The organism is Rhodoferax sp. (assembly GCF_037143375.1).
Lineage (GTDB): Bacteria > Pseudomonadota > Gammaproteobacteria > Burkholderiales > Burkholderiaceae_C > Rhodoferax.
Genome location: NZ_JBAWYV010000271.1, coordinates 1 through 2,570, shown reverse-complemented (window position 1 = coordinate 2,570; position 2,570 = coordinate 1). Strand labels below are relative to the sequence as shown.

The following is a 2,570-nucleotide window of genomic DNA, read 5'->3' as shown; positions in this document are numbered from 1 at the left end:
TGCCGACCCAAAATTGACCCAGGTGTTTTACTGGCTCTGCCCGTTTTTTGGGCAGGAGCAAATAAAGGTGATCACCATGGAAATGTTGGGAAAAGTTAAACGGCTGTATGCGCGTGACAAGAAGTCACTGCGAGAAATAGCCAAGGCCACGGGGCTGTCGCGCAACACGATACGCAAGTGGGTTCGGGATGAATCGGAGGTCAAGAAGCCAACCTACGAGCGCAAAGAAGTACCTTCAAAGCTCACCGCCTTTCATGAAGTGCTGGTGCAGGCGCTCAAGGCAGACTCTTATCGCACAAAGGAAAACCGCCGCACAGCCAAGGCCCTGTTTGGGCAAATCAAGACGGAGGGCTACTGCGGCGGCTACAGCCGCGTCACTGATTTCATTCGTGCGTGGAAGGAGACGGAGGGGAAGGCGCCCAAGGCATTCGTGCCGCTGTCGTTTGATCCTGGTGAGGCATTCCAGTTTGACTGGAGCGAAGAAGGCATGGTGGTGGGCGGCATCTTCTACAAGATGCAAGTATCCCATTTGAAGCTGTGCTTCAGCCGGGCATTCTGGTTGGTGGCCTACCCCAGCCAGGGGCACGAGATGCTGTTTGACGCGCACACCCGATCCTTTGCGGCATTGTGCGGAATCCCTCGGCGGGGTATTTACGACAACATGAAAACGGCGGTGGACAAGGTCAAGAAGGGCAAAGGCCGGGTGGTCAATGCCAGGTTCATGGCGATGTGCGCGCACTACCTGTTTGATCCGGACTTCTGCAACGTGGCCTCGGGCTGGGAGAAAGGCGTTGTGGAGAAAAACGTGCAGGACAGTCGCAGGCGAATCTGGCTTGATGCCCAAAAGATCAAGTGGGCCTCATTTGCAGAACTGAACGCCTGGCTGGGTGATCGTTGTCGCGCCTTGTGGACAGAGTTGCGTCATCCGAAGTTCCAGGAGTTCAGCATTCAGGAAGTGCTGGAGCAGGAGCGCTTGGAGATGATGCCCATGCCGACTGCGTTTGATGGCTACGTCGAGAAATCTGCGCGCGTGAGCAGCACTTGTCTGGTGGCGGTGGCACGCAACCGTTACTCGGTGCCTTGTGAATTGGCGGGTCAGCGGGTCAGCACCCGGCTCTATCCCAACCGGGTGGATATTGCCACTGCACAGGAGGTTGTTGCCAGCCACGCCCGGCAGGCTGACAAGGGGCACGTACGTTATGACTGGCAGCACTACATCGCGCTGGTGCAGCGCAAGCCAGGAGCCTTGCGAAATGGGGCACCCTTTACGGATCTGCCGGCTCCACTGCAGAAACTGCGCCAGGGCTTGATGCGTCACAGCGGCGGCGACAAGGTGATGGCGCAGGTACTGGCAGCTGTACCCACCGCGGGCTTGGAGGCTGTTCTGGTGGCCGTGGAATTGGTGGTGGAGACTGGCGCACTGAGCGCCCAGCATGTTCTCAATGTGGTGGCCAGACTGAGTTCCTGCGCAGTGCCGGACGCTGTGCAAACGACACTGAAACTCAAGCAGGCACCGCTGGCAAACACCAGCCGCTATGACAGCCTGCGCAGCGAAGTGGAGGTCAGTGATGCGTCTTGATGTCACCACCGAACTTAAGGAATTGCGGTTGTTGGGTATGTCCAGCGCTTGGGCCGATCTAGTGGCCCAAGGGGAAGATGGGGTCAGTTCATCCAAATGGCTGATCGAGCACTTGCTACAAGCCGAGCACACCGACCGGGCGATGCGTGCCATCAGCCACCAATTGAAGGTTGCTAGGTTCCCGATCCATCGTGACTTGGCCGGGTTTGACTTCACCTGTGACTCGGCCAAGGATATTGACGAAGACCAGATCCGCAAGCTTGCAACGCTGAAGTTTGTGGACACGGCGCAGAACGTGGTGTTCATTGGCGGTCCGGGAACTGGAAAGTCCCACTTAGCCACCGCCCTTGGTATTGCTGGGATTACGCAGCGGTGCCTGAGGGTGCGGTTCTATTGCACGGTTGATCTGGTCAATGCACTGGAGGCGGAGAAGGCCCAGGGCAAAGCGGGACGCATTGCACAGTCACTGCTGCGCATGGACCTGGTCATTCTGGACGAGCTGGGGTATTTGCCGTTTAGTCAGGCCGGTGGCGCACTGCTGTTTCATCTGCTGTCCAAACTCTACGAGCACACCAGCGTGGCGATCACCACCAACCTGAGCTTCTCGGAGTGGACGGCGGTGTTTGGGGACGCCAAGATGACCACCGCACTACTGGACCGGCTGACCCACCACTGCCACATAGTGGAAACGGGAAATGAATCGCACCGGTACAACCAAAGCAGCCAGGTTGCCAATACGCGGATAAAGGCGCGTGAGCAGTCGCGCAAGAAGATCAAAGCCGAAGCGCAAGACGAGCCGTTCTGATGATGCCGCGCACGGGGAATTCCGCTACGGGCTACGCCCTTCGCTCCATTCCCCGTGCCAGAAATGCACAACAAAGACTGAAGAGGAGAATCTCACAAACAGGTAATTCGCTACACTTATCCACAGTTGCCAAATCAAAAGGCAGCTATCCGTCCTGGGTCAAAATTGAATCGGCAGGGTGGGTCA

Annotated in this window: 2 protein-coding genes; both read left to right on the top strand. The window is 57.4% G+C overall.

The features are described 5' to 3' along the window. Positions 1-76 precede the first annotated feature (76 nt). Positions 77-1,579, top strand: a complete 1,503-nt coding sequence (istA, locus tag WCG50_RS18870) for an IS21 family transposase (protein ID WP_336901138.1) — start codon at positions 77-79, stop codon at positions 1,577-1,579. After that, on the top strand, positions 1,569-2,384 hold the full coding sequence (gene istB, locus WCG50_RS18865) for an IS21-like element helper ATPase IstB (protein WP_336901137.1): 816 nt from the start codon (positions 1,569-1,571) through the stop codon (positions 2,382-2,384). Before istA ends, istB begins: the two co-directional genes overlap by 11 nt. The last annotated feature ends 186 nt before the right edge of the window (positions 2,385-2,570 follow it).